Source organism: Pseudophaeobacter sp. (genome assembly GCF_039971195.1).
In the GTDB taxonomy this organism is placed as follows: Bacteria; Pseudomonadota; Alphaproteobacteria; order Rhodobacterales; family Rhodobacteraceae; genus Pseudophaeobacter.
Window position 1 is genome coordinate 15,817 of sequence record NZ_JBDWPJ010000069.1, and the last position, 24,832, is coordinate 40,648.

The 24,832-nt window shown below is 59.6% G+C and carries 20 protein-coding genes; 15 read left to right on the forward strand and 5 right to left on the reverse strand.

The genetic code is table 11. The annotated features are described in order from the left end of the window. The first annotated feature begins 65 nt into the window (after positions 1–65). The 8 genes from pcaD (at position 66) to ABJP42_RS05915 (ending at position 7,435) form a co-directional block, all read left to right on the forward strand. Entirely contained in the window at positions 66–857 is a 792-nt protein-coding gene (gene pcaD, locus ABJP42_RS05880) for a 3-oxoadipate enol-lactonase (protein ID WP_348339237.1), read from the forward strand. Continuing rightward, positions 850–1,560 (forward strand): alpha/beta fold hydrolase, encoded by a 711-nt coding sequence (locus ABJP42_RS05885; protein WP_348339239.1) that lies wholly within the window; start codon positions 850–852, stop codon positions 1,558–1,560. The genes pcaD and ABJP42_RS05885 overlap by 8 nt, the downstream gene beginning before the upstream one ends. Then, on the forward strand, positions 1,561–2,901 hold the full coding sequence (locus ABJP42_RS05890) for a class-II fumarase/aspartase family protein (protein WP_348339240.1): 1,341 nt from the start codon (positions 1,561–1,563) through the stop codon (positions 2,899–2,901). Positions 2,902–2,964: 63 nt separating this feature from the next. After that, entirely contained in the window at positions 2,965–4,164 is a 1,200-nt protein-coding gene (locus tag ABJP42_RS05895; protein WP_348339242.1) for a TCR/Tet family MFS transporter, read from the forward strand. 81 nt (positions 4,165–4,245) lie between these two features. Beyond that, positions 4,246–5,346, forward strand: a complete 1,101-nt coding sequence (locus tag ABJP42_RS05900; protein WP_348339244.1) for a Zn-dependent alcohol dehydrogenase — start codon at positions 4,246–4,248, stop codon at positions 5,344–5,346. Between the two features lie 15 nt (positions 5,347–5,361). Beyond that, the gene (locus ABJP42_RS05905) at positions 5,362–5,730 is read left to right on the forward strand and encodes a hypothetical protein (protein WP_348339246.1); all 369 of its coding nucleotides are present in this window, start codon (positions 5,362–5,364) and stop codon (positions 5,728–5,730) included. 3 nt (positions 5,731–5,733) lie between these two features. Further along, the gene (locus tag ABJP42_RS05910; RefSeq protein WP_348339248.1) at positions 5,734–6,966 is read left to right on the forward strand and encodes a mandelate racemase/muconate lactonizing enzyme family protein; all 1,233 of its coding nucleotides are present in this window, start codon (positions 5,734–5,736) and stop codon (positions 6,964–6,966) included. 184 nt (positions 6,967–7,150) lie between these two features. Continuing rightward, entirely contained in the window at positions 7,151–7,435 is a 285-nt protein-coding gene (locus ABJP42_RS05915) for an ArsR/SmtB family transcription factor (RefSeq protein WP_348339324.1), read from the forward strand. A 56-nt stretch (positions 7,436–7,491) separates the two neighbouring features. Here the strand turns inward: ABJP42_RS05915 and ABJP42_RS05920 are convergent, their stop codons facing one another. Next, the gene (locus ABJP42_RS05920) at positions 7,492–10,449 is read right to left on the reverse strand and encodes an ABC transporter transmembrane domain-containing protein (protein WP_348339250.1); all 2,958 of its coding nucleotides are present in this window, start codon (positions 10,447–10,449) and stop codon (positions 7,492–7,494) included. A gap of 249 nt (positions 10,450–10,698) precedes the next feature. Between ABJP42_RS05920 and ABJP42_RS05925 the strand changes: the two genes are divergently transcribed. After that, positions 10,699–11,091: a DUF3307 domain-containing protein gene (locus tag ABJP42_RS05925; RefSeq protein WP_348339252.1), complete on the forward strand. Its 393-nt coding sequence runs from the start codon at positions 10,699–10,701 to the stop codon at positions 11,089–11,091. 31 nt (positions 11,092–11,122) lie between these two features. Here ABJP42_RS05925 and ABJP42_RS05930 read toward each other — a convergent pair whose 3' ends face one another. Further along, complete coding sequence (locus ABJP42_RS05930; protein WP_348339254.1) at positions 11,123–11,584, reverse strand: Lrp/AsnC family transcriptional regulator; 462 nt, start codon at positions 11,582–11,584, stop codon at positions 11,123–11,125. 164 nt (positions 11,585–11,748) lie between these two features. On the opposite strand from ABJP42_RS05930, the gene ABJP42_RS05935 reads away from it, so the two are divergent. Further along, positions 11,749–15,171: an indolepyruvate ferredoxin oxidoreductase family protein gene (locus ABJP42_RS05935; RefSeq protein ID WP_348339256.1), complete on the forward strand. Its 3,423-nt coding sequence runs from the start codon at positions 11,749–11,751 to the stop codon at positions 15,169–15,171. Between the two features lie 67 nt (positions 15,172–15,238). Here ABJP42_RS05935 and ABJP42_RS05940 read toward each other — a convergent pair whose 3' ends face one another. From ABJP42_RS05940 to ABJP42_RS05950, 3 genes are all read right to left on the reverse strand, one after another. Then, positions 15,239–15,904 carry a TetR/AcrR family transcriptional regulator gene (locus ABJP42_RS05940; RefSeq protein WP_348339258.1) on the reverse strand — a complete coding sequence of 222 codons (666 nt, stop codon included), beginning with the start codon at positions 15,902–15,904 and terminating at the stop codon, positions 15,239–15,241. A gap of 91 nt (positions 15,905–15,995) precedes the next feature. Beyond that, positions 15,996–16,625, reverse strand: coding sequence for a glutathione S-transferase family protein (locus ABJP42_RS05945; RefSeq protein ID WP_348339260.1), 630 nt, complete (start codon positions 16,623–16,625; stop codon positions 15,996–15,998). A gap of 97 nt (positions 16,626–16,722) precedes the next feature. After that, positions 16,723–17,217: a class I SAM-dependent methyltransferase gene (locus tag ABJP42_RS05950; RefSeq protein ID WP_348339262.1), complete on the reverse strand. Its 495-nt coding sequence runs from the start codon at positions 17,215–17,217 to the stop codon at positions 16,723–16,725. 303 nt (positions 17,218–17,520) lie between these two features. On the opposite strand from ABJP42_RS05950, the gene ABJP42_RS05955 reads away from it, so the two are divergent. Genes ABJP42_RS05955 through ABJP42_RS05975 form a run of 5 tightly spaced genes read left to right on the forward strand, consistent with a single transcriptional unit; the run spans position 17,521 to position 24,733 of the window. Beyond that, positions 17,521–19,293, forward strand: a complete 1,773-nt coding sequence (locus tag ABJP42_RS05955) for an ABC transporter ATP-binding protein (RefSeq protein WP_348339264.1) — start codon at positions 17,521–17,523, stop codon at positions 19,291–19,293. Next, positions 19,286–21,205 (forward strand): ABC transporter substrate-binding protein, encoded by a 1,920-nt coding sequence (locus ABJP42_RS05960; RefSeq protein ID WP_348339266.1) that lies wholly within the window; start codon positions 19,286–19,288, stop codon positions 21,203–21,205. The genes ABJP42_RS05955 and ABJP42_RS05960 overlap by 8 nt, the downstream gene beginning before the upstream one ends. Then, entirely contained in the window at positions 21,205–22,233 is a 1,029-nt protein-coding gene (locus ABJP42_RS05965; RefSeq protein WP_348339267.1) for an ABC transporter permease, read from the forward strand. The genes ABJP42_RS05960 and ABJP42_RS05965 overlap by 1 nt, the downstream gene beginning before the upstream one ends. After that, positions 22,230–23,384 carry an ABC transporter permease gene (locus tag ABJP42_RS05970; protein ID WP_348339269.1) on the forward strand — a complete coding sequence of 385 codons (1,155 nt, stop codon included), beginning with the start codon at positions 22,230–22,232 and terminating at the stop codon, positions 23,382–23,384. The genes ABJP42_RS05965 and ABJP42_RS05970 overlap by 4 nt, the downstream gene beginning before the upstream one ends. Continuing rightward, a complete protein-coding gene (locus ABJP42_RS05975; RefSeq protein WP_348339271.1) occupies positions 23,381–24,733 on the forward strand; it encodes a CoA transferase in 1,353 nt (450 codons plus the stop codon). The genes ABJP42_RS05970 and ABJP42_RS05975 overlap by 4 nt, the downstream gene beginning before the upstream one ends. The last annotated feature ends 99 nt before the right edge of the window (positions 24,734–24,832 follow it).

Genomic DNA, 24,832 nt, shown 5'->3' on the forward strand with positions numbered 1-24,832 from the left:
CAAGCGGGCTTTACCCTGCGCCGGTAGCTGCCTAGATTGCGCGCCAGACTGACCGGAGAGACCATATGCAGATCGCAGATCTGGGCGATGTCCAGCTTCACTACCAAATTGATGGTGACCCCGACGGGGCGCCGCTTGTTTTCGCCAATTCTCTGGGCACTGACCTGCGGGTCTGGGATGCGGTGGTGCAACGCCTGCCTGCGGGGCTGAAGATTATCCGCTATGACAAACGCGGCCATGGGTTATCCTCCTGCCCGCCTGGCCCCTATTCCATGGGCGCGCTGGTGCGCGATGCCGAGCGCCTTCTGGACCAGCTAGAAGTGCGCGATGCCGCCTTTGTCGGCCTGTCCATTGGTGGCATGATTGGCCAGGGGCTGGCGGTCAAACGTCTGGACATGGTGCGCGCCTTGGTGCTTTCAAACACCGCGGCCAAAATTGGCACCGCCGAAATGTGGCAAGACCGGGTAAAGGCCGTGACGGACCAGGGTATTGAACCCTTGGCCGACAATGTGATGGAGCGCTGGTTTGCCCGCGATTTTCACGCCAAACCTGAACTACAGCTATGGCGCAATATGTTGGTGCAACAGTCGCGGGTAGGTTATGCGGGGTGTTGCGCGGCTATTGCTGGGACAGACTTCTACACCCCCACCAGTGGCTTGCGCCTGCCGTGCTTGGGCTTTGCCGGATCCGAAGATGGCGCCACCCCGCCAGATCTGGTCCGCGAAACGGTGAACCTTATTCCCGGCAGCCAGTTCCACCTGATCCGCCGCGCCGGTCATATCCCCTGCGTCGAGCAACCGGATGAATATGCCAGCCGCCTTGTTCAATTCCTGCAAGAGACCGGTCACATTGGCTGATTTTCTTCTGATCCATGGGTCCTGCCACGGCGCCTGGTGCTGGCGCGACGTGATCCCCGCACTGGAATCCAAGGGCCACAGCGCCAGTGCCATTGACCTGCCGGGCCATAGCGACGCCCGTGACCCGGCCGCCGTGACCCTGGCTGAAACAGCCGAGGCCATTGTGAAAGCCTCTGGCCCCAGAACAATTGTCGTTGGCCACTCTTGGGGTGGATATCCGATTTCCGCTGCGGCGGAGATCGCGCCTAAAACGCTGCGCGGGTTGATCTATCTCTGTGCCTATGTGCCGGTCTCGGGTTTGTCCTTGATTGATATGCGCAAGGCCGGGCCGCGCCAAACCATTGGCTCTGCCGCGATCAAAGATCCAGGTGGCGCCAGCTACACAATTGATCCCACCGAAGCTCCGCGACTGTTCTATCACGACTGCTCCTCCGAGGCCGTTGCCTACGCCCTACCGCGGCTTTGTGCCCAGCCCATCCTGCCGCAGGAGACGCCACTGGAGCTTGGCCAGAACTGGCAGGATACCCCCAAATCCTATATCCGCTGCACCAAGGATCAAACCATCCCACCGGAATATCAAACGCAGATGGTGGCGGATTGGCCGGGCAATTCCGTGCATGATATGCACTGTTCTCATTCGCCCTTTTTTGCCGACCCGAGTGGTCTGGCGGATCTCATCGGGCATATCGCAAAGGACTTCTGAATGGCGGGTTCCGTCTTTGACAGCCAGATCTATGGCGACCTTTTCACCTCGGCTGATGTGGGCCGCCTCTTCACCGATACGGCAGAAGCCCGCGCCATGTTGCTGGTCGAGGGTGCACTGGCCAAGGCCCAGGGCGCAGCTGGGGTCATTCCACAGGAAAGTGCCGCCGCCATTGGCCGCGCAGTGATGGAAGTGGCGATGGATCCGGGCGCTCTGCGCAAGCCCACAGGCCAGAACGGCGTGCCAGTGCCGGGCCTGATCGCCGCCTTTCGAAGTGAGATGAACGCGCCCGAACACGCCCAATTTGTCCATTGGGGCGCGACCTCCCAGGACATCATGGACAGCGCCCTGATGCTGCGCCTACGGCAAGCACTGGCGCTGATCGAAGACGATCTGAAGCTGGTGCTGGCCTCCCTTGCGAAGCTGGCTAAGACCCATTCCAGCCTGCCCATGCCTGCACGCACCTATGGTCAGCATGCAACGCCTACCAGTTTTGGCGCCGTTGCCGCCGCCTGGGGGGCGCCCATCTTGTCCTTGGTAGGAGAGCTGGAAAACCTACGCCAGAACTGCCTGTTGATTTCGCTGTCTGGCGCTGCCGGAACCGCTGGGGCGCTGGGACCAAAAGCAGCCGAAGTGCGCGCCGAAATGGCCAAGTCACTGGGCCTGAAGGATCCAGAACGCAGCTGGCACACCGATCGCACACCGCTTTTGCGGTTGATGGACTGGATGGTGCGGGTCAATCTGGCCCTGGGAAAGCTGGGCGAGGACTGTATCGCCTTGGTGCAGACCGGCATTGGAGAAATCTCGCTGGGCGGCGCGGGGGCCTCTTCGACCATGCCGCAAAAACAAAACCCGGTCGCCCCCTCGGCGCTGGTGGCGCTGGCCCGGCAGGGCAGCGGGCTCTTGTCGATCCTGCATGGCAGCGCGCTGCAACAGCATCAGCGCGATGGCGCCGCCTGGTTCAGCGAATGGCTTTGCCTGCCGCAAATTGTACTGGGCGCGGCCAGCGCGGCCCGAACCGCCCGCGACCTGAGCGCCGGGATCAGCCCCAATGCCGCTACAATGGCTGCGGCGCTTGATTCAGGTCTCGACATGATCCACGCTGAGGCGCTGAGCTTTGCCCTGGCCGCTGAGATGCCCCGACCCGAAGCACAGGCCGCCGTCAAAGCCCTGTGTCGCGAAGCCGGGGACAGTAACCAGCCCCTGCGCCAGTTGGTGGCGCGGGACTTCCCGCAGATCGACGCCAAGACGCTGTTTGATTCCGCCACGCAACTGGGAGATGCCCCAGCGGAAGCCTTGCGTTTCAGTGTGAAAATCGCGGAACTGAGCGCCGATACCTAAGCGAGATTGGCGCAGCTTCTTCGCGCGCCAATACCCCCTCCTGCCCCAGCAAAGATCTCCTTTATGCGTCTGCCTCTGATTTTTGTTCTGACCACCGTGATGATCGACGCCATGGGCGTTGGCCTGATCATGCCGATCATGCCCCACTTGCTACGTGAAGTTCAGGGAGGAGACCTTGCGGATGCGGCGATCTGGGGCGGCATTCTCAGCACAGCCTTTGCGATCATGCAGTTCCTGTTCAGCCCGGTTCTTGGCTCCCTTTCAGATGCTTTGGGACGCCGTCCCGTGCTGTTGGTCTCGCTCTTTGTGATGGTATTGGACTATCTGGTCATGGCGCTGGCCGGATCGCTTTGGCTGTTACTGGTCGGGCGCATCATCGGCGGCATTACCGCAGCCACCCATGCCACCGCGGGCGCCTATATCGCCGATATCTCCAAGCCCACAGAGAAAGCCGCCAATTTTGGCCTGCTTGGCGCGGCCTTTGGCGCCGGCTTTGTGTTGGGGCCACTGCTGGGCGGCGTCCTGGGAGAGCTGGGCACCCGTGCGCCGTTTTATGCGGCCGCAATTCTGGCCGGGTTGAACTTTGCCCTTGGTTGGTTTGTGATGCGCGAGACCGTCACCGATGAAACGCGACGCGCCTTTGACTGGCGTCGTGCCAACCCGCTAGGCGCCTTTCGGGCGATGTCCCGTATTCCTGGCATTACCGGGCTGCTCTGGGTCTATTTTCTCTATTCCGTAGCGATCTATGTCTATCCCGCGATCTGGTCCTTTTTCACCGCAGAGCGCTTTGGCTGGCAACCCCAGATGATAGGTATCTCCCTAGCGGTCTACGGCATCTGCATGGCCGTGGTGCAGGGAGGATTGCTGCGCTATATGATCCGCTGGTTTGGCGAACGCCGCACTGTTTTGTGGGGGCAGCTTTTTGATTTTGGTGCCTTTGGGATTCTCGCGGTGATTTCCAGCGGCAGCCTGGCCCTTGCTCTGATTCCGATCTCAGCCCTAGGTGCGGTAATACAACCCGCCCTTCAGGGATTGATGTCGCGGGCGGTTGACGACAACCAACAAGGTGAACTGCAGGGCGTCATGACCGCCGTGCATGCCCTGGCAATGGTCATTTCGCCTCTGATGATGACCGCCACCTTTGCCTTTTTCTCTGATAAAGAAACCGCCTACTATCTGCCTGGGGCTCCGTTCTTGCTGGCCCTTGTTCTGATGGGCATCGGCGCAATCGTTTTTTTGCGCAGCCGAACTTCCGCAGCGTAAAACGACATCGCCGTAGCGGTTTCCATCTTGCGGCTAAAGACCCTGCAAGCGACCGTGCGTTCAAACAGCCGGGAGAACACCATGCAAACCATCAAAGCCGCCGTCTGCCATTCACATGGTGACCCTTTGGTCATCGAAGAGATCCAACTGGCTGCGCCGCGCATGGGCGAAGTCGAAGTGACGCTGGATGCCGTTGCAATCTGCCATAGCGATATTTCCTTTGCCGAAGGCGCCTGGGGTGGCCACCTGCCCGCCGTTTTTGGCCATGAGGCCGCCGGGGTCGTCACTGGTCTGGGTGAAGGCGTCAGCGGTTTTGCCGAGGGCGACAGCGTTGTTGTCACCCTGATCCGCTCTTGTGGCAGCTGCCCCAGCTGCGCCGGCGGCAAACCCACCATTTGCGAAACCCCCTATGACTCCATCAACGACGGACCGATCACCACTGCCGATGGCGGCCCGTTGATGCAGGCCATGGCCTGTGGCGCCTTTGCCGAAAAGGTGGTTGTAGACCAGCGCCAGATTGTCAAAATCCCTGAAAGCCTCAACAAGGAAGCCGCCTCGCTGATTTCCTGTGGCGTCATCACCGGCGTTGGCGCGGCCGTGAACGCTGCTGAACTGCGGGCCGGGCAGGATGTGGTTGTCATAGGTGCCGGCGGTGTCGGTCTGAACGCCATCCAAGGCGCGCGCATTGCTGGTGCCCGCCGCATCGTAGCGGTTGACATGACCGAAGAAAAGCTGGAGATCGCCAAGGAGTTTGGCGCCACTGACGGGGTGCTTGGCACGTTGAAGTCCCCCTGGAAAGCCGTCTTCAAGGCGCTGGGTGGAAAAGGCGCCGATGTGGTGCTGGTCACCGTGGGGGCCATTCCCGCCTATGAGCAGGCGCTGCGCTATCTCGGCTATGGCGGCAAGGCAGTGATGATCGGCATGCCGCATTCCGGGCAAAAGGCCACTTATGAGCCGGTGATCATGGCGGCTGTTGGTCAGGGCATGATCGGTTCAAAGATGGGCGATGTGGTCATTCAGCGCGACATTCCCTGGATGGTGGATCTCTATGAACAGGGCCGCTTGAAACTGGACGAGTTGATCTCGGGCCGTTGGAGCCTAGATCAAATCAATGAAGCCATCGCGGACACCAAGACTGGCAGCGCCAAGCGCAATGTGATTGTGTTTGACCGGAGCAAATAAACCGGAGCCCCGCACGTGCTGCAATTCCTGACCGATCTGTTCAAACCCAAACCCGCCGTGGCGCCTCCGATCACCTCGAGGACCTCGACCAGCATCAAGCTGCGCGACCTCGGCCCGTTTTTGAACAGATTGGCAGACAGCCCACGGTTTACCCTACCGCGGGGTTTTGCTGAGGCCATCCTAGGGGCGCTACCCGATTTGGAGCTGGACCAAAGCCGACGCTGGCGGGTGGATGGCGATTTTGACGGCGCCGCCACGCGGATCGAGATCCAGATCCTCATGGAGGAGTTGGATGCGCCGGATCTCACCTTCTATGGCTCAGCCGAAGTGGTTGCGGAAATCGACACGCAACTGGATGGCTTGGATGAAATCTTGAAGGGCTAGCCCATGAAACTGCAAGACCTCGAAATCATTGTCACCGCCCCGCCTGCACCGGGCTGGGGCGGGCGCTATTGGATCCTGGTCAAAGTGACCACCGATACCGGCATCACCGGCTGGGGCGAATGCTATGCATCGACCATTGGTCCCGAGGCGATGAAGCCGGTGATCCAGGATGTGTTTGAACGCCATATGGCGGGAGAGAACCCGGAAAACATCGAGCTGATGTTTCGTCGGGTCTATTCCTCGGGTTTCACCCAGCGCCCCGACCTGACGGTCATGGGCGCCTTTTCGGGGTTGGAGATCGCCTGTTGGGACATCCTGGGCAAGGACCGCGACCGGCCCGTGCATGCGCTCATTGGCGGGCGGATGAACGATAGGATCCGCGCCTATACCTACCTGTATCCATTGCCCCATCACGACATGGCCGAATTCTGGACCTCCCCTGAACTGGCGGTCGAATCCGCCGTCGAAATGGTTCGTAAGGGCTACACAGCTATCAAATTCGATCCCGCAGGCCCCTATACGATGCGCGGCGGCCATATGCCCGCGATGCAGGATATTTCGCTCTCGGTCGCGTTTTGCAAGGCCATTCGGGGCGCGGTTGGCGACAAGGCCGATCTGCTGTTTGGCACCCATGGCCAGTTCAACACTGCGGGCGCCATTCGTCTCGGCCAGGCGCTAGAACCCTATGTGCCGCTTTGGTTCGAAGAACCCACACCACCCGACAATGTGGAAGACATGGCCCGCGTTGCCCGCAGTGTCCGCATCCCGGTCGCCACCGGAGAACGGCTAACCACCAAATCCGAATTCTCTGCCGTGCTGCGCGCCGGTGCCGCAGAAATCCTGCAGCCCGCCTTGGGTCGCGCAGGCGGCATTTGGGAAATGAAAAAGGTCGCGACCCTGGCAGAGGTCTTTAATGCGCAGATGGCGCCACATCTTTATGCGGGACCGGTGGAATGGGCAGCTAATATCCAATTGGCGGCCTCGATCCCCAATATCCTGATGGCGGAATGCATCGAGACCCCCTTCCATGACGCCTTGATCAAAGGAACCATCCGGGTCGAGGACGGTTTTATCACCCCGCCCAAGACAGCAGGACTGGGAATCGAGGTCGATGAGGTCCTCGCCCGGGCGCATCCTTTTTCGGGTTCTGACCTGCATCTCAACATGCGCGAGGAGCCCTGCGACTACCAAAACGGCAACTCCTTTGCCGGCGGTGCGCCGCCACTGGAAAGCTAAACCTTTACGGACCGTCACCTCAGGGGGTGACTTTCCTGTGGGAATTGGGGCACTATGCCGCGACTTTTGACCATAGGATGTTTGATACGTGACGCTTCAGACTACAGACAATGCCGCCGGGACGCCTACTGCGCAGACCGCGGAAGAGAGCGAACCGGGGTTCCAACCGGAGACGCCAATCGATATGGCGGCCCGCGCCGCCGAGGCTGCTGCCTTTCTCAAGACCCTCGCGCACGAGGGGCGGCTGATGATTCTCTGCCACCTTGGTGCCGGAGAAAAATCCGTCGGCGAGCTGGAAGCTCTGCTGGAGATGCGTCAGGCTGCCGTCAGCCAGATGCTGGCCCGTCTGCGGGAAGAGGATCTGGTGCAGACGCGTCGCGATGGGAAAACCATTTTCTACTCGCTGAAAGATCCCAATACCGAAGAAATCATCGGGTTGCTCTACCGTCAGTTCTGCAGCCCCGACTAAGGGGAGCTGTCGGCCTGCGTCAATTCCCGACTATCGCAGGCCCGAATTCCAAGCTATCAATTTCCCACGTAGCCGGCGACCACCTGCAGCAGCTTGAAGGCGGTATTGGCGTCGTTCTCGACCACTGCCAGAAACTCCTCTTCGCCAATCCGCAAACAGGTCAGCTCCGTCTGGGCAATCATGCTGAGTGCCCGTGGTTCATTGCGGATCAGCCCCAGTTCCCCAACCAGATGCCCTGGCCCCACCGAGGTAATCTTGCGGTCTTTCTTCCCCTCCTGTGGCAGGAACAACCCGGCCTCGCCTTCGATGATCATATAGACACCATCGCTGGCCACATCGTCCTTTAAGAAGACCGTATCTCCGGCCTCTGCCGCGTACCAACGCGCCCCAAAGGCCAAAAGGCGCAGCTGCCGTCGGTTCAACCCTGAGAACAATTCCGTTTGTTCCAGCGCCCTCAGTTTGCGGGCCAGATCCTGACTGGCCGCACTGTCTTCGACATTTTCCTGATGGCCCTCATCGCTGACCAACCGGCCCTGACGCAGTTCGTAGAACACATCAAAGACATCGGCGTTTTCAAATCCAGTTTCCAGATAGACCAACGTTGTTTGCGGCAGCAGCCGCCTCAGATTTTTATGCACCGCAATTCTGGTTTCAAGATCATAGCTGGTCAGCGCCCCGTCCAGCAGCAGGATATCAGGCCGTTTGATCGTCGCCCGTGCAAAGGCCAGAGGCTCGGCATAGCTGGCGGGCAGGCCCTGTCCACCCAGAGCGATCGGCAGATCAAAGATCAGTTCGACCACCATGTCACGCGCGCCATTTTCCACCAGCACATCAGAGATCAACCGCCGCAGCTCGTCACCGCGCGCTCCTGAACTGTCGGTGATCTTCCCAAACAGCGCGTTTTCCAGCACCGTCAGGCCCGGCGCAAATTCAACTTCATCCAGGCGCACAAAAACATCCGACAAGGTGGTCATCAGCTCATCTGCATGGCTTTTGCGGAAGTCCAGAATCCGCGCCTTCATCTCATCCGTAAAAGCCGGACCGATCTGTTCAGCAGAGATGCTGAAGGGCACAATCATCAGCTGGGCCAGCTCTTCGTGTTCCAGCGCCTGCGCGCCCTTGCTGCGGGTCTTGTCCACCAAGGCCGAGGCTCGCTCATAGGCCTTGGGGTCCAGCCCCAGTTTGCGGAACAATGGGTGATCCGTTCCATCCATGCCAAAGATCTGGCGCAGAATGTCAACCACATCCTGGGTAAGGGCAACCAGGTCATCGACCAGTTTCAAGGCCCGCAGACGATTCAGGAACTCCACATGCTCTTGCAGCATCTCTTCAGAGATCGGCTCGCATAGCGTGGCATAGAGCAGGTTTTCCGCCACCGGAAGCGCCGGGTTGTAAGCGTCAGGTGCCAGCCCATGCACCTGGCTTGCCAGATCTGCCTTGGCGATGGCCTCGCGAACTTTTGGCCGCAAATCAACCAGGGTCTGTGCCAGTCGCGGATGCTGTTTGGGATCAAAGCTCTGCTCCATCCCGCGACGGAACAGGGCACTGTCGGTGCCGATGCCTGCCAGCAGCTGAACCCACCAGTCGCGTAGGTCGTGCTCACTAGCAAATCCCGCCAGCGCCGGATCCAGCCAAGGGGCATCAAAGGGATCGGCGCTGTTGCCAGCCAGCTGCGCCGCATGAAACCGGCTGCGATCCTGTGCACCACCCGTTGGGCGATGCCGCATCGGCATCATCACATTATCCCCAAAGGACCCCTGAAACAGCACCGGGCGTGAGGTAACATGCCCAATGCGCAGCGCCAGAACTGCCTGATGCAGCTCGCGCATATCTTCGCCCGCAATTGTTACCTGACCAGCCGAAGGCAGGACTTCGCGCGTCAACAGTTCCGCCAGGGCCCGTCGATCTTCTTCCGAAGGCGCGGCAATGCCAATCACCTGCCCGGCAGGTAGTGTTGCATTCAACTCTTCCAGCACGAGGTTGCCATCGGCGTCCCGGACATTGACCCCGTTCAGTGCAATATCCCCTTTCAGATGGATCTGCTTGTCAGGTTCGCCTGACATCAGCTCTTCGCGCACCATGCCCGCAGGCGCGAATCGTTCCAGGATCACATCCCACCGAAGCCCCATGTCCTGGGTCTGGTTGTAATAGGCCAGCAGTTCCTTCCAGGGTGAGGCCAGATCCTTGTAGGCCGCAAGCGCTGCCACCAGCGCCCCAAGAGAGACATCCCCACGCAACACCAGGTAGCCGCCAACCGCATAGAAAAAGAAAGGCGTCAGATTGGTGATGAAGTTGTTGAGAAACTTCATGAAGAATTTTTTCTGATAGATCTGGAAGCGGATATCATAAAGCCGCCCCAGCCGATCCGTGATCACCGCCATCCGGTAGCGCCAGCCGCCATTGATGCGCAGGGTCGAGGCCCCGGCAGCACTCTCACCTATTTCGCTCGCCAAGGCCCGCACTTGGTGGATGCGGGTCTTGTTCAACAGGTTGATTTGCCGCTGCAACATCGGAATCAACCAGCCCTGCAATGGGATCAGCGCCACTGCGGCCAGACCAAACCAGGGGCTTTGGGTGAACAGGAAAAACAGGATGGTCAGCATCTGGCCAGCCTGCAGCACCGGCTGGCTGACGGCATCGCCCATCAGCCCGCCCATCGGCTCGCTTTCCGAGGTGATCATCGAAACCAGCTCACCCTGGCTGACCCGTTCAAAATAGGGCTGCGGGAAACGCAGCACCCGGGCGATCAGCTTGTAGCGAAACCGCCGCAGCATGCGTTCAGCCAGCACCCCTTTCATGGTGTTGATCCGCATCTTCAGCAGCCCGTGCAGCAGCACCGCAAGCAAAAACCCTCCACAGAGGATCCAGAGGTAGTCCAGCTGATCAATGGTGGAGCCGAACAAGTCAATCCGGCTGCTCTGCGCGCCGATGGCGTCATTGATGATCCGCTTGGGCAGTTCCAGCGTCAGATACAAAAGCGGGAAAAGACAGGTGGTGACCGCCAGCAGGATCACTTGGTCGCGTTTGGAATATTTCCAGATAAAACGGAATAGGGAACGTTCTATGGGAGAGCTCCAACTTTGGCTGCAGCAAAAAGACCCCCTATGCCTAACGCGGATTGCCCCTGACAGGCAATGGGCAGAAGTGCACGGCGGGTGTGACGAAGTTCACTGTCCCGTTACGGCATCTGTGCTACGCAGTATTTGCCAGCTTGTAAAAAACCCGTATGGTTTCAGAGCGTTTAATTGTCACAGGGGACTGCCTTGCCAGAAATTGTCGGATCCGTTTTGATGTTGCTCTGCCTGTTGCAGATAAAACATCTTTTTGCCGACTTCTTTTTGCAAACGCCCAAGATGCTTTCTGGCCGCAATGTTTATCTCCATGCCGGCCGCGCCCAGCACGCCGGGGTCCATGCGCTGTTTTCGGTCGTCGTTTTTGTGATCATGGGCGCGCCGGTTGGCTTTATTCTTGCCCTGTGTCTGGCCGAATGGGTGGTGCATTTCCACATCGATTTTGGCAAGGCGCATTACTCTGAAAAGAAAGAGCTGAACCCGCAGCAGGCAGTGTTCTGGCGGGCCATGGGCACCGATCAATGTCTGCATCAGCTGACCTATATCGCCATGACCGCGCTTTGGGTCAAATGCCTCGGGGTCTAAGACCCGGTAGCCGCAGGCACCACCTCCCCTTTTAAGGCACCACAGGCTGATCGCGCTTGATGGTGCGAAGCACCACATTGGTTTGCGCAGAGGCAACGGCAGGCAGGCGAAACAGAAACTCCTCCAAGAAACGGTTATAGGCTTCCAGATCCGGTGCCAAAATGCGCAGGTGATAATCGGACTGACCAGTGGTGGCATAGCATTCCTGCACCAATGGACTCAGCTCGACGGCGCGAATGAACTCTGCCAGTTTTTCCGGATCATGCCGGGTCAGATGCACATGCACGATAGCCTGAAACCCCAGCCCCATAGCGGGCGCATTGACCACCGCACCATAGCGTTCGATCACGCCGCTCTCTTCCAGCGCCCGCACCCGGCGCCACAGCGCCGAGGCTGACATGCCGACCCGCTCGGCTAGCTCCGCATTGGAGATGCGTGAATCTTCCTGCAGAAGGCGCAGAATGTGGCGGTCACGGTCGTCAAGTGAGTGCATTTCGAGTAACTAAACCATTTTTTCAATCTGATACGGGTAAAATACCCAAATGAAGTGAAAAAACCAGCAATTCAGGCAGATCTTTTCAGAAAATCAGGAATATCCTGCCACAAAGAGCGGTATTCCCGCTCATCCCAGCCAAAAAACCCGCAAGGACCGCCAGAATGACCGAGCTGAGCCACGAATTCCGCAGCTATAAACTTGACGACCGCTATGAACAGACAGAGGGTCGCGTCTTTCTGACCGGCACCCAGGCTCTGGCCCGGATCATGCTGGACCAATCCCGGCGCGACCGCACTACCGGGCTCAACACTGCGGGTTTTGTCTCTGGCTATCGGGGTTCTCCGCTGGGGGCCGTGGATCTTGAATTCTGGCGCTCCCGCCAGCGGATGGAAGAAAACCGCGTCATCTTTATGCCTGCGGTCAACGAAGATCTCGGCGCAACGGCGGTTCTGGGGGCACAGCAAGCCATTCTTGATCCGCATTGCGAGGTCGAGGGCGTGTTTTCCATGTGGTATGGCAAGGGTCCCGGCGTTGACCGCTCTGGCGATGCATTGAAACACGGCAATGCCTATGGCTCGTCTTCCAAGGGCGGCGTTCTGGTCGTCGCGGGGGATGACCATGGCTGCGTCAGCTCGTCAATGCCGCATCAGTCTGACGTGGCCTTCATGTCCTGGTTCATGCCGGTGCTGAACCCGGCAGATGTCTCCGAATTCCTCACCTATGGCGAATATGGCTTTGCCCTGTCGCGCTATTCCGGCACCTGGGTCGGCTTCAAGGCGGTGTCAGAAACCGTGGAAAGTGCCCGCTCGGTCGAGCTGCAACAGGATCGCGACTTCACCTATCCTGAATTGCCGGACTACCCCGGCGGGCTGCACATCCGCCGTGCTGATCTGCCCTCCCCCGAGATCGAGACCCGCATCCGCGCCAAGATCAAAGCCGTGCGCGCCTTTGCAGAGGCCAACCCAATTGACCGGCGTATCTACGACGTGGAGGAGGCCAAGTTTGGCTTTGTCACTACCGGCAAGGGTCATCTGGACCTAATGGAGGCCCTTCGTTTGCTAGGTCTGGACGAAGAGGCCTGTCGTCGCCTTGGTATCGACATCTACAAGGTCGGCATGGTCTGGCCCCTGGCCCGCCCCGAGGCGCTGCGGTTCATGCGCGGCAAAGACGAAGTGCTGGTGGTTGAGGAAAAGCGCGGCATCATTGAAAGCCAGTTCAAGGAGTATTTCTACGACTGGCCCGGCGACAAACCCAACAAGATGGTCGGCAAATACGACAGCCAGGGCGAGCCGCTGATCCCCTGGACCGGAGAGCTGAGCCCCCTGATGCTGGCGCCCATTGTCGCTGCACGTCTGGACACATTCTTCCCCGGTGAAGGCCTGCCCGCCAAGGCCGCCGAATTGCTGGCAGAGCCCCCGAAACTGATCAATGTGCCCGGCGCCAACCGCACGCCCTATTTCTGTTCCGGTTGCCCGCATAACTCTTCGACCAAACTGCCCGAGGGCAGCGAGGCAAAATCCGGCATTGGCTGCCACGTCATGGCCAGTTGGATGGACCGCGAGACCTCTGGCTACGCGCAAATGGGCGGCGAAGGCGTCACCTGGACGGCGGCCTCGCAGTATAATGGCGGCAAACATGTGTTCCAGAACCTCGGCGAGGGCACCTGGTATCACTCGGGATCCTTGGCCATCCGCCAGGCAGTGGCTGCACGGACCAATATCACCTATAAAATCCTTTATAACGATGCAGTTGCCATGACCGGTGGCCAGCCTGTTGATGGCCCTGTCTCTGTCACCGGCATCGCCCAGACCTGCCGCGCCGAGGGCGTGCAGCGCATCGCCCTGGTTTCGGATGACATCAGCAAATTCAATCGCGCCGACTTCCCCAGCGGCACCACCTTCCACGACCGCGTCGATCTGGATCTGGTCCAGCGCGAGCTGCGCGAGGTCAAAGGTGTCTCCACCCTGATCTATGAGCAGACCTGCGCCACCGAGAAACGTCGCCGCCGCAAGCGTGGCACCATGGAAGACCCCAAGAAGTTTGCCTTTATCAACGATCTGGTCTGTGAAGGCTGCGGCGATTGCTCGATTGAAAGCAACTGCCTGAGCGTCGAGCCAAAGGAAACCGTCTTTGGCCGCAAGCGCAAAATCAACCTCTCCTCCTGCAACAAGGACTTCTCCTGTCTCAACGGTTTCTGTCCCAGCTTTGTCACTGTCGAAGGCGGCGCGCGGCGCAAGAAACTGCCCGCGGGTCTGGACCGTGCAGCACTGGCGGCAAAACTGCCGGCCCCCGCCCTGCCCGCTCTGGACAGGCCCTTTGACCTACTGGTCACCGGGGTTGGCGGCACCGGCGTTGTCACCGTGGGGGCGCTAATCACCATGGCGGCGCATCTGGAGGGCAAAGGCTCCAGCGTGCTGGACTTCACCGGGTTTGCCCAGAAATTTGGCACTGTTCTGAGCTACATCCGCCTCTCTGCCAGCCCCGACGGCCTCAACCAGGTGCGCATCGATCAGGCAGCGGCAGATGCGGTGATTGGCTGTGATGTCGTGGTGAGTTCGGCTCCCAAAGCCTCGGCCCATTACCGCGCAGGCACCCGCATCGTACTGAACCGCGCCGAGATGCCCACCGGAGATCTGGTGCTGCGCCGCGACGCCGATCTTATGACAGGGGTGCGTGAACAACAGATCGCTGCGGCTGTCGGTCCTGAAAACCTCAGCGGGTTTAACGCCAACGAGGCCGCCGAGGCCCTGTTGGGCGATGCGGTTCTGGCCAATGTGATGATGCTGGGTTTTGCCTGGCAACAGGGGTTGGTCCCTGTCAGCGCCGTCGCGCTGGAACAAGCAATTGAATTGAACGGCGTCGCCATCGAGAAGAACCACCTCGCCTTTACCATTGGCCGGGCCATGGCAGTGGATCCCGCTCTGGTGTCGCAATTCTATTCAGAGACCCCAGAGGTCGCGGAAACACTTGAGCAGATCATCGAGCGCCGCGCTGTTTTCCTGGCCGGTTATCAGGATGCCGCCTATGCCAACCGCTACACAGAAACGCTGCGGGCCTTTACCAGCCTGCTGCCCCAGGGCGCCAAGGATGAGCTTACCGAGGCCACTGCCCGGTCTCTGTTCAAACTGATGGCCTATAAGGACGAATTTGAGGTCGCCCGCCTGATGATCGGCGAGGGCTTCAAGGATCAGATCGCCCAGGAATTTGAGGGTGATTACAGCATCAAGTACCACATGGCCCCGCCGCTGCTGAGCCGCAAAAAGGATGCCCGTGGCCGCCCGGTCAAAAAAACATTTGGCCCCTGGCTGCGTCCGGCCCTGTCGCTACTGACCCGCGGAAAACGCCTGCGTGGCAGTATCCTGAACCCCTTTGGCTACCATGAGGAAGCCCGTCTGCACCGTAGCCTGCTGGCCTGGTTTGAAGCGGCAATGCGGTCAGTCTCGACCAATTACAACAGTGAAAAGCACCGCGACTGCCTGCTGATCCTAAAGGCCCCGATGGAAATTCGCGGCTACGGTCCGGTCAGACAAGAGGCGGCTCACAAGCATCGCGCCACTGCTGAGCGTCTTTTGAAAAAGCTCTAAAACAAAAAGGGCCCCAGTCGGGGTCCTTTTTTCCCTTGCTACGAAGTCGCGCCAGCGAGGCAAAACCTCAAAGGTCCCAGTATTTCTTGGTGAAGGCAGTGAACTCTTCCAGCTCCGTCGCGCTTGGCTCACAGCCGGTGAAAACCTTGAGATACTGCGGCGTCATCTCCAAACGATGCGCGTGGCTCTCATTTGGCTCCGCCATGTCATAGCCGAGCTGCATGTAATACAGCACCTTGGCTCGCGTCATAGCCTCCAGCGCACCAAAGCCGTAGCGCAGGAACATCTGAGTAAAGGCCTCTACCCGGCGCGCATCCGACCGGTCCAGCAGACTGCGTACCTTGCCTGAACGCCGCGCCCAGTCCCGCACCGCAAAATCCAACGCGGTGTTGAACAGGGCTGGATTGGCGATGCAGTGAAACACATTGAGAACCGCACCGGTGATCGCCTCTGCCGGGGCTTCGGCGCGGGCCACCATGGCGGCCGTATTGGTCTGTTCCCAGGTTTTCAGCAGTGCGTCCAGCAGATCCTGGCGCGACTTGAAGTACCAGTAAAAAGACGAGCGCGAGACATTCATCCGCTCCGCCAGAGCCAGCACCTTGACCTGTTCAACCCCATCCGAGATCAGCACATCCATGGCCACGTTCAGCCAATCTTCACGGGTGACTTTGACATTGCCGACCAGCGGCTCGGCGCTGGGGTCATCACGGTGCAAAAGCGGTTTTGGCGGCATGGCTTAGATCTCATACAGAGTTGGACACAAACACCCTGCGGCGGGCGCGGGGTGTTGTCCAGTCTTTGTCAGATGGGTAAGCCCCCTGCGATCACAGCTGGGCGCTGGGGCGCGCCTTGATGGACTTGTACCAGGCAAGGCTGGCAGCGTTCTCTTCGGGAATGCGTTGTTTGATGACCCGGGCAAATTCGACAAAGACAAAGGCCGAGATATCCGCCAGGGTGAACTCTTCGCCAGCCAGATAGGGGCTTTCGTTCAGCCGTTCTTCGAGCAGGGCAAAAAAGGCCTGGGTACGGGCCAAACCACGCTCTGCCAGTTGCGGCAGCTGGGCATAATTATCCGGGCCGGGAATAGCACGGTTGTTAAAGGCTGGATGGGTGTTGCGCAGCGCCTCAGCGATGGGCATGCCGCCCTGCTGCTCGACGATAGAGTTCCACATCAGCACCAGGCCCTTTTCATCCGCCGTGCGCCCCATCAGGGCCGGCTCAGGGGTATGGGCCTCAAGATATGCGGCAATACCTAGGTTTTCGGTCAACACGCTGCCCGCATCGGTCACCAGGACCGGAATGGTCGCTCGTGGATTGACGGCACGAAAGGCGTCTTGCAACTGTTCGCCTTTGGCAATCGAGATGTCATGGCTTTCTGGCTTAAGCCCTTTTTCCGCCAGAAACATCCGCGCTCGGCGCGGGTTGGGCGCGGTGGAGCAATCATAAAAAATCATCGGCTGGCCTCCTGGATCCCTACGTGATTGCGGCACAGCCTAGGAGGTCAGGGCGGGTAACGACCAGTGTGACCACACGTCCCAGTCCGGAATTGCGTTAGGCGTCACGGCGATAGATAAAGCAGCGCCCTTCGACCGCCTCGGGTGGCAAAGGCATTTCCGTCAGGCCTTCGAAATACATCCGGTCAGAAGAGACCATCAAACCACCAACGCCTAAAAGTGGTTCAACCAGCGGTGAAATCAACCGGGCAAAAGCATCGTTCTTGGCCCGATCGTGGCCACCCAGATCTGCATGTATCAGACTGGCAGTAGCGCCAAACCGCTCCAGCGCGGCAGGCAGGGTTTCGCGCACATCCCCAAGGATGGTCAGCTCTTCGGGCGGGGTGCTGTCTGGATGCGAAGCCACAGCGCGTTCAAACACATAGAGGTCGCGGGTTTTGATATTGTGTTTCATGTGATGGTAGGTGCGACCATTGCCCAGGCCCAATTCAAACACTGGCCCCGGCAGGTCCTCCGTTTGGCTGATGCCAAAATCCAAACAGGCGCGTTGCGACACCATGCGGTCAATAAAAAGATCCAATCGAGTGATCATGCCAGGTCTCCTTTGGCCAGCCCGCGCGCGCTCCGCAAAGGGGTCACCCAATTGCCGCGCCTGCGCCTCGCCCTGATCTGTCAGATCTCGCCACAAATGTGTAGCACTTGCTGACTATTACCCCCCAAGAGGCGCAAATTGTGGCCCTGTAGCCCCGTTCGATCAATTTTCTCTCCGGAAAACAGCACTCAGGCAAATGGGGTTTGACTAGGCAGCGGGCCACACGCGAAGGTGAGGGCAAAAAAGATCAGGGAAAGACGGGACACTATGACCGGACCTAAACATGACCGTGGGCAGCGTTAAATGGCGCCTTTGCTCTCGGTAAAAGACCTTAGCATCGGCTTTGGCAAGGAAGATGCTGTTGTCCGCAATGTCAGTTTTGATGTGGCCGCTGGAGAGACTCTCGCCTTGGTCGGTGAAAGCGGCTCTGGCAAGACTGTGACTTGCCGTGCGGTGCTGCGCATCCTGCCCAAGGCCGCGCAGATCCGCTCTGGCACTATTGAGTTCAATGATGGTTCTGACAGCAGGGATCTTGTCCGCCTGCCGGAACGCGCCATGCGGGACCTGCGCGGCAATCAAATCTCGATGATTTTTCAGGAGCCGATGCGCTCCTTGTCGCCCCTGCACCGCATTGGCAACCAAGTGGCCGAAGTACTTTGGCTGCATGGCCGCAAAAGCGAAGCTGCCGCCAAGAAAGAAGTGCTCACCTGTTTTGAACGCGTTGGCTTCCCTGACCCCGAACGCACCTACAGCTCTTATCCGTTTGAGCTCTCCGGCGGCATGCGCCAGCGGGCGATGATCGCCATGGCCATGGTGGCCAAGCCAAAACTGCTGATCGCGGATGAGCCGACCACCGCACTGGATGTGACCACTCAGGCGCAGGTTCTGGGGCTGATGAAGGAACTGCAGCGCGATACCGGCATGGCGATGATCCTGGTCACCCATGATCTTGGCGTGGTGGCCAATATGGCAGAGCAGGTCGTGGTGATGCACAAGGGGCGTGTCATGGAATCCGGTGCGGCAGAACCTCTGCTTTCAGAGCCAGCTCATGCCTACACCCGTGCCTTGATCGACGCGGCACCAAAGATACCAGCTGCTGCGGCACCGACGCCGGTCCCCGCCCAGCAGGACCTCATTCTTGAGCTGAATTCCGTCTCCAAAACCTACACCATGCGCGCTGGCAAGGGCTGGAAAGCCCCCAGCCTGATCCATGCCTGTCGCGGCGTTGACCTGCATCTGCCGCGTGGTAAGACCCTCGCCATTGTTGGCGAAAGCGGGTCCGGGAAGACCACTGCTGCCCGCATTGCCCTGGGTGCAGAACCACCAGACGAGGGCGGCGAGGTGCTGTTTCGCGCCAACTCAGGGGACGCAGCGATCCAGGTGCACAAGATGGATCGCACCGCCCGCACCGCCTTTCAGCGCGAAGCCCAAATGGTGTTTCAGGATCCCTATTCCTCGCTCAGCCCACGGATGCGCATTTTTGACACGATGGTTGAGCCTTTGGAAATTCACAAGATCGGCAGCCGTGCTGAACAGCGCGACAAGGCAGCAGAGATGCTGCAGATGGTCGGGCTGGGCGCGGATATGCTGCAACGCTTTCCTCACGCCTTTTCTGGCGGCCAACGCCAACGCCTGTCAATTGCCCGCGCCCTGATGCTGGAGCCCTCGCTGCTGGTCTGTGACGAGCCTACTTCTGCGCTGGATGTCTCGGTACAGGAACAGATCCTGCGCCTTCTGGAACGGATCCGCGATCAGAAACAGCTCTCATATCTGTTCATCAGTCACGATCTGGCCGTGGTGGCTCGGATTGCCGATGAAGTCGCTGTGATGCGGCGCGGATTGGTGGTTGAACAGGCCACGCCTGAAACCCTGTTCCACAATCCGCAGCACCCCTACACCAAGGCCCTTATTGCCGCCCAACCAGAGCCGGACATTCACCGGCCAATTGACCTCAAGCTGGTGGCGCAGGGGGCAGGCAGCCCCGAAGATTGGCCTGAAAACTTCAAATTCTCTGGCTTCGAAGCGCCGCCCCTGGTGCCGCTCGAACCCGGTCACAAGGTACGCTGCCATGTTTAACCTCACAAAAACCGCCCTTGCTCTTGCCACGGCCTGCCTGTTGACCCCGCTCCCCAGCCTGGCCGGACCCAGCTTTGTCGAAAGCAGCTTTTGGCAGCCAGAAGTGGAGGCTGGCAATATGCCTCCCATCTCTGAACGGCTGCCACATGTTCCTTTGATTGTAGATCTGGAGGCACGGGACCGGGAATTTGGCCAGCAAGGCGGCACGCTCAACACCATGGTGACCCGCTCCAAGGACATCCGGCAGATGGTTGTCTATGGCTACGCCCGCCTGGTGGGCTACACCGAGGATTACGAGCTGCAACCAGATATCCTGCTGGGCTATGAGAATGAAGACAATAAGCGTTACACCCTTAAACTGCGCCCAGGTCATCGCTGGTCCAGTGGCGATCCCTTTACCTCGGCAGATTTTGAATACTGGTGGAATGACATCGCCAACAACCCGCTGCTAAGCCCGGCGGGGCCGCCGGATTTCCTTTATGCGGATGGCAAACTGCCTGAGGTCAGTTTTCCGGATGAGACCACAGTTGTCTATGAATGGGACAGTCCCAACCCACAGTTTTTGCAAAACCTGGCGCAGGCACGTCCTCCCTTCATCTACCGGCCGTCGACCTATCTGATGCAGTTTCATGCAGACTACACAGATTCCGAGTCTCTGGCGGCGGAAGTCGACTACGCCCGCGTCAAAAGCTGGGCAGCGTTGCACAACAAATACGACAATATGTACAAGTTCGATAACCACGAACTGCCCACCCTGCAGCCCTGGATCAATGCCACCGCAGGCAAGAGGATCCGTCATCAGTTTGTGCGCAACCCCTACTACCACCGGGTCGACAGCCGCGGCCTGCAGCTGCCCTATATCGATACCGTTGAGATGGAGATTGTGGCAGGCGGGCTGGTTGCGGCAAAATCCAACGCCGGGCAATCTGACCTGCAGGCCCGTGGCCTTGGCTTTCGTGATATCCCGATCCTGCGCAAAGGCGAAAACGATGGCGGCAATTATCAGACCTATCTTTGGGGAACCGGGGCGGCCTCGCAGATCGCCATCTACCCCAACCTGAATGTCTCGGACCCCGTTTGGCGTGACGTGCTGCGCAATGTTGATGTGCGCCGGGCCCTGTCGCTCTCGATCAACCGGGCTGCCATCAACAAGGCGCTCTATTTCAAGCTGGCCAAACCCGGTGCCATGTCGGTGCTGGAGCAAAGCCCCTTCTTCAAGCCGGAACTGCGGGAGGCCTGGGCCTCCTTTGACCCAGATCTGGCCAATGAACTCTTGGACAATGCGGGGCTCACGGAAAAGGACGGCTATGGTATTCGCTATCTGCCGGACGGCCGCCCCATGGAGCTGATCGTCGAAACAGCAGGCGAGCGACAGGAAGTCGAAAACGCCCTGCAGATCATCACCGATGACTGGAATGATATTGGCGTCAAACTGATCATGCGCCCGCTAGACCGCGACATCCTGCGCAATCGGGTGTTTTCCGGCACCACCATGGCCTCGGTCTGGTACGGCTGGGACAACGGTCTGCCGCAGAAACACACATCGCCCGCCTATCTGGCGCCCACCGATCAGGTCTTCCTGGCCTGGCCAAAATGGGGACAGCACTACCAGACCGGCGGCATGTCGGGCGAAGAGCCCGACATGGAACCCGCCATCCGCCTGATGGAACTGATGGAGAAATGGAAGGCCGCCACTTCCGACGCCGAACGCGCTGAGGCTTGGGCTCAGATGCTCTGGATCCATTCCGACCAGGTCTATGGTATCGGCATTGTTGCCGCCGCGCCGCAGCCGGTCGTTGTCTCCAAGCGGCTGCGCAACGTCCCAAAACAGGGCATCTGGGCCTGGGAGCCCGGCGCGCATTTTGGCGTCTATCGCCCGGATGAATTCTATTTTCAGGATGGTGAGGGCTGATGGAAATTCTACGCTACGCCATCTACCGGTTTGGCACGATGTTGCTGACCCTTTGGGTGGTCTCTATTCTGGTGTTTGTGATTATCAACCTGCCACCCGGCGACTATCTGTCAAACCAGATCGCTGAACTGCGTGCCAGCGGGCAATCCGCCGGGGTTGCCAAGGCTGAGTTCCTGCGCAGTGAATATGCGCTGGATAAGCCACTGTGGCAGCAGTACTTCATCTGGGTTGGCTTCCTGCCCGGCCCGCATGGGTTCTCCGGGTTGATCCAAGGCAATTTTGGCTGGTCTTTTGAGTTTGACCGCCCTGTGGCCGAGATCGTCGGAGACAGTCTTTGGCTCACTGTGCTGGTCAATCTGGCAGCGGTGCTTTTTGTCTATCTCGTTGCCCTGCCGCTGGGTGTTCTGGCGGCAGCCCGCGCCCGTAGCTGGGTGGATTACACCTCGGCCTTTGTGGGCTACCTCGGCCTTGCCACGCCAAACTTTCTGCTGGCGCTGATCCTGTTCTACTATGGCCACCGCTGGTTCAACCTGCCCATTGGCGGCTTGATGGATCCGGCCTTTGAAGGCGAGCCGATGACCTGGGACAAGGTTAAATCCATCCTGATCCACCTGATCGTTCCAACCTTTGTCATTGGCACCTCCGGGGCTTCGGCGATGATGCAGCGGCTGCGCGCCAATATGCTGGACGAACTGGGTAAACCCTATGTCGAAACCGCCGTGGCCAAGGGAATGTCACCCTCGCGGATGCTGGCAAAATACCCACTACGGGTGGCCTTTAATCCCTTTGTGGCGGATATCGGCAACCTGCTGCCTTCGATGATTTCCGGATCGGTTCTGGTCTCGGTCGTCCTCGGCCTGCAGACCATCGGGCCAACCCTGCTGACAGCCCTCAAGACCCAGGATATGTTCCTGTCAGCCTTTGTCTTGATGTTTGTCGCCCTGCTGACCCTGATCGGCACCATGATTTCCGACGTGCTGCTGGTTCTGCTGGATCCCCGCATTCGATACGAGGGGCGTGACGCATGACCCATCTTCCTGACGGACGTTTTGTTGATGACGCGCCCTATGATCCGCAGGCCTCCCTGCTGGAGCTAGAGCGCAAAGATCTGGATGCCCCCAATTCTGTGCTGATCTGGCGCAAGTTCAAGACCCACAAGCTGGGGCTGATCTCTGGGGCCTTCCTGTTGATCTGCTATCTGTTGTTGCCGGTAGTGGGTTTCATCGCCCCCTATGGTCCGAACCAACGGATGAGCGAGCATCTCTACTCGCCGCCGCAATCGATCAACTTCTTCCACGAGGGCGAATTCCTCGGCCCCTTCATTTATCCGATGACCTCCGAGGCCGATCTGGAAACCTTTCAATGGGTGTTCAAACCGGATCTGGACAACCCGCTCAAGCTGGATTTCTTTTGCGAGGCCAAGCGTTACAATATCGCCGGTTTGATCCCATCAAAGACGCATCTGTTCTGCGCTCCCGAAGGTGCCACGGTCTTCCTCTGGGGCTCTGACAGGCTGGGGCGTGATATCTTCAGCCGCATCCTTTACGGGGCGCAGCTCTCGCTAACCGTCGGCCTCATTGGTATTTCGGTTTCCTTTGTGCTGGGCATATTCTTCGGCTCGGTTGCGGGCTACTTCGGCGGCAAGATCGACTGGGTGATCAACCGGGTGATCGAGGTGTTGCGCTCGCTGCCTGAACTACCGCTCTGGCTGGCCCTGTCAGCGGCAGTCCCCTCCAACTGGTCACCGGTGGCGGTGTTCTTTATCATTTCGGTGATCCTTGGCATCCTGGATTGGCCGGGACTGGCGCGTTCGGTACGGGCCAAATTCCTCTCCTTACGCGAAGAGGAATATGTCCGCGCAGCTGAAATGATGGGAGCCTCTTCGGGCCGGGTTATCCGCAAACACCTGATCCCCAATTTCATGTCACATCTTATTGCCTCGGCTACCCTGTCGATCCCGGCCATGATCCTTGGCGAAACGGCGCTGTCCTTCCTTGGCCTCGGCCTGCGGGCGCCAGCGGTCAGCTGGGGGGTGATGCTCAATGATGCGCAGAACCTCGCTTCAATCGAGATCTACCCCTGGACCGCAATCCCGATGTTGCCAATTGTCATTATCGTGCTGGCCTTCAACTTCTTTGGCGACGGGTTGCGCGACAGTCTGGACCCCTACCAACAATGACGCTGCTACAAGACTTCCCGGCCCCAGGAAGCTATCAGGTTACCGGGTCCGGGCGCTACGACAGCGCCTTTGCCGTGAGTGAGCTGGCCAATGCCAGCTTTGCCGCCGTCGGCCAACAAATGGCCCTGCTGATGCAGGCCACAGAGCTTAGCTCTGAGGTCTTGCCGGTGACTGTAAATCAGCGCCTAGCCTCGCTCTGGTTTGGCTATAGTTTTGCCGCCCAGGGCTGGGAACTGCCCAGCCTCTGGGACCCGATTGCCGGCAACTACCCCTGCCGGGATGGCTGGATCAGGCTGCACACCAACCTGCCGCATCACCGCGCGGCGGCCTTGTCTGTTCTGGGCTGCGCCGAAGACCCCGCAGCGGTGCGTAGCGCCGTGGAGACATGGAATGGGTCAGAGCTGGAAAGCGCCGTGGTGGAGCGCGGTGGCGTTGCCGCCTTCATGCGCAGTCGGGCGCAGTGGCTGGAACATCCACAGGGGCAGGCCGTCACGCAAGAGCCGCTGGTGAACTGGGTGGCCCCGCGTCCCGTTCTGCTCCGCAATCGTCCCGAGGCAACAGCTGCGCGCCCTCTGGCCGGACTGCGGGTGCTGGATCTCACGCGGGTATTGGCCGGTCCGATTGCCACCCGAACCCTGGCGGGGTTTGGAGCAGAGGTCTTGCGCATTGACCCCCCCGGCTGGGACGAGCCCGGCGTGATACAGGATATCTCCTTGGGCAAGTCCATGGCCACACTAGATCTTCGTGACAGGGAGGATTTGCAACGTTTCGAAGAACTGCTGGCTCAGGCAGATGTTCTGGTGCACGGCTATCGCCCCGGCGCTCTGGACGGTCTTGGCCTCAGCCGTCCCAAGCGCACACAAATTGCCCCCAACCGGATCGAGGTCTGCCTCAATGCCTATGGCTGGACCGGCGCCTGGGCCAAGCGGCGCGGTTTTGACAGCCTGGTGCAGATGAGTGCGGGTATCGCTGAGGCCGGATCCCACTGGGCTGCGACCGACAAGCCAACACCCCTGCCGGTTCAGGCCCTGGATCATGCGACCGGCTATTTGCTCGCCGCCGCGGTTCTGAATGCCCTCACCAGGGCACAAACGACCCAAGCTGCCGCCAGCGCCCGGCTTTCCCTAGCCCGCATGGCCGAAGAGCTGGTCCAGATCCCGAGGCAGCTCTTAGGCGCCCCAATCACCGCCCCCACCCCAGAGGACTACGCCGAAGAGGTTGAGAACAGCAGCTGGGGACCGGCGCGGCGCCTGAAACCTGCGCTGCAAATTGGCGAAACCCGAATGCAATGGGACAGCCCGGCCCGCGCCTGTGGCAGCGCATCACCGCAGTGGTTGGCATCTTCCTAGGCTATTAGTGACCAATACGGGCTGCGGCAAAGCGATCGCGCGCCGGGCCTCTGGCCCGGCGCCAAGCCCAACGCCAAACGAGGCGCGCCAGCGGACCGT

Excerpts from the sequence above, each read along its gene's own strand:
- pcaD (WP_348339237.1), top strand. The coding sequence starts at position 66 with ATGCAGATCGCAGATCTGGGCGATGTCCAGCTTCACTACCAAATTGAT.
- ABJP42_RS05890 (WP_348339240.1), top strand. The coding sequence starts at position 1,561 with ATGGCGGGTTCCGTCTTTGACAGCCAGATCTATGGCGACCTTTTCACC.
- ABJP42_RS05895 (WP_348339242.1), top strand. The coding sequence starts at position 2,965 with ATGCGTCTGCCTCTGATTTTTGTTCTGACCACCGTGATGATCGACGCC.
- ABJP42_RS05900 (WP_348339244.1), top strand. The coding sequence starts at position 4,246 with ATGCAAACCATCAAAGCCGCCGTCTGCCATTCACATGGTGACCCTTTG.
- ABJP42_RS05910 (WP_348339248.1), top strand. The coding sequence starts at position 5,734 with ATGAAACTGCAAGACCTCGAAATCATTGTCACCGCCCCGCCTGCACCG.
- ABJP42_RS05915 (WP_348339324.1), top strand. The coding sequence starts at position 7,151 with ATGGCGGCCCGCGCCGCCGAGGCTGCTGCCTTTCTCAAGACCCTCGCG.
- ABJP42_RS05930 (WP_348339254.1), bottom strand. The coding sequence starts at position 11,584 with ATGCACTCACTTGACGACCGTGACCGCCACATTCTGCGCCTTCTGCAG.
- ABJP42_RS05935 (WP_348339256.1), top strand. The coding sequence starts at position 11,749 with ATGACCGAGCTGAGCCACGAATTCCGCAGCTATAAACTTGACGACCGC.
- ABJP42_RS05940 (WP_348339258.1), bottom strand. The coding sequence starts at position 15,904 with ATGCCGCCAAAACCGCTTTTGCACCGTGATGACCCCAGCGCCGAGCCG.
- ABJP42_RS05945 (WP_348339260.1), bottom strand. The coding sequence starts at position 16,625 with ATGATTTTTTATGATTGCTCCACCGCGCCCAACCCGCGCCGAGCGCGG.
- ABJP42_RS05950 (WP_348339262.1), bottom strand. The coding sequence starts at position 17,217 with ATGATCACTCGATTGGATCTTTTTATTGACCGCATGGTGTCGCAACGC.
- ABJP42_RS05955 (WP_348339264.1), top strand. The coding sequence starts at position 17,521 with ATGGCGCCTTTGCTCTCGGTAAAAGACCTTAGCATCGGCTTTGGCAAG.
- ABJP42_RS05960 (WP_348339266.1), top strand. The coding sequence starts at position 19,286 with ATGTTTAACCTCACAAAAACCGCCCTTGCTCTTGCCACGGCCTGCCTG.
- ABJP42_RS05965 (WP_348339267.1), top strand. The coding sequence starts at position 21,205 with ATGGAAATTCTACGCTACGCCATCTACCGGTTTGGCACGATGTTGCTG.
- ABJP42_RS05970 (WP_348339269.1), top strand. The coding sequence starts at position 22,230 with ATGACCCATCTTCCTGACGGACGTTTTGTTGATGACGCGCCCTATGAT.
- ABJP42_RS05975 (WP_348339271.1), top strand. The coding sequence starts at position 23,381 with ATGACGCTGCTACAAGACTTCCCGGCCCCAGGAAGCTATCAGGTTACC.